The 1,612-nt window shown below is 64.7% G+C and carries 2 protein-coding genes; both read right to left on the bottom strand.

Annotated features, from left to right (window positions below; all coding sequences use genetic code 11):
* Nucleotides 1-158: 158 nt before the first annotated feature.
* On the bottom strand, nt 159-521 hold the full coding sequence (locus tag I6U14_RS07995) for a c-type cytochrome (protein ID WP_296898303.1): 363 nt from the start codon (nt 519-521) through the stop codon (nt 159-161).
* Between the two features lie 89 nt (nt 522-610).
* Nucleotides 611-1,360 carry a DsbA family protein gene (locus I6U14_RS07990; protein WP_296898301.1) on the bottom strand — a complete coding sequence of 250 codons (750 nt, stop codon included), beginning with the start codon at nt 1,358-1,360 and terminating at the stop codon, nt 611-613.
* Nucleotides 1,361-1,612 lie beyond the last annotated feature (252 nt).

Raw genomic sequence — 1,612 nt, 5'->3', positions numbered from 1 at the left:
GGGCTGCCCGACCAGTTGCTGATGGTTGCAAAAAAAATGAGCCCGGTCTTGCGCCGGGCATAAAAGAGGTAGACCTTAGAACGTCGAGCGAGCACCACCGTCGCCTGCTGTCTACGCCCAGACCGACAGCGCCAGACGGGGCGCTCGCGCCGACCGCCCTACTGGGTGGCCAGCCACGCCGTGATCATCTGGATGTCGGCATCGGTCGGCGGCGCATCGCAGCTCGCCGGTGAGTAGAACGCAGCGTGCATGAGCTTCGCCTCCTCGCTGCCGCCTTCACCACTGAGGATCTTTGTGGCCTTGTCGTACAGCTCGTCGCCGGGCTTGCCGGCGAGCTCGGGGACGACCTTGCTGACCGGCTCCTTGCCGCCAGCCCCGTGACAGTTGACGCAGCCATGGAATTCAAAGAGCTGCTGACCTGAGGTTGCCCCTGTCTCGTTCTCGGCGACAGCGAGCCCTGCCACCAGTGCGGATGCCAAACAGAGCCCGGAAAAACCGGTCGCAGCAACGGATCTATGCATGGTTCTCTCCTCGTTCGAATGTTGAAGTACAAAGTACCGTTGGGATGACCACCTGCAGGTCAGCCACCCGCGCCCAATCCCCTCTCCTGTTAGGGCGCCTCACCGAGCAGCACATCCACAGCCTCGGCGAAGACGGCATACGGCTGGGCGCCAACGATCCGTTTGACGATCCGGACCTCGGTGCCATCCTCGCTGGCATAGCCCATCAGGAAGGACGGTGTGCCCCGAACGCCGAGGGCCAGCGCCTGGCGCTGATCACCGGAGACGGCCGCCGCGGTTTGATCCGTGCCCGTGCACTCGGCCAGCGCATCTGGGTCGAGGCCAGGCACGACGGCGTGCGGCGGCAGGCGCTCCCGCAGCGGCGTGCGAACCTGCTGGAACAGGTGCTCGCGCATCGCCCAATAGCGCCCTTGCTCGGCTGCACAGCGGGTTGCTTCGGCGGCATCGCGATCAGGCGGATGCGACGACTGCCCCGCATAGTCGAAGAAGACGTAGCGGACAACACCCGGATCGATCAGGTCCGTCACGATGCGGGGCATGGTGTCGACAAAGTGGCGCCGGCAGAAGCCGCAGCGATAACTGGAGAACTCCGCGATCACCAACCGGGCGTCGGCGGCGCCGATCTGTGGGTTCCCATTCAGGCGCAGCGTCAGAGCTGCGTCTTGTAACGGCTGCTGGCGGGCGGCGACGATCTGCATGAGCTTGGCCAGCTCCCGCTGGCGCTCGGCGCCGGACAGCTCCGCACCCGCTGAAGCCACCTGCTCGGTGGCCGGCGTGGGGCCGGTCCCGGCCAAGAGCGTCACGGCGACCAAGACGGCGCGAAAGTGCAGTGGCGTCATGAGGGGGTCCTCGTCCTTCTCATTGGAACCTCTACTGCGGGTCCGCTGATTGGAGCGAAGCCAAGCAAGTCTCGCTACCTGATCAACAGCCGTCGTCCTCATACTCGACTTCGCCGGTGTCCTCATCGCGCTTGACCGCCCCCTGGGCATCCGTCTGACGGGTGCGGATAAACATCATGTTGTCCACGCGCTCGAACTCCTCGTTCAACGCCCGCTGCACATCTCTATCGGTCAAACCGTCGTAGATGTAGA

Source organism: Thiohalocapsa sp., from assembly GCF_019695415.1.
Lineage (GTDB): Bacteria > Pseudomonadota > Gammaproteobacteria > Chromatiales > Chromatiaceae > Thiohalocapsa.
This window is presented reverse-complemented; position numbering and strand designations above follow the sequence as displayed.

Excerpts from the sequence above, each read along its gene's own strand:
- I6U14_RS07995 (WP_296898303.1), bottom strand. The coding sequence starts at position 521 with ATGCATAGATCCGTTGCTGCGACCGGTTTTTCCGGGCTCTGTTTGGCA.
- I6U14_RS07990 (WP_296898301.1), bottom strand. The coding sequence starts at position 1,360 with ATGACGCCACTGCACTTTCGCGCCGTCTTGGTCGCCGTGACGCTCTTG.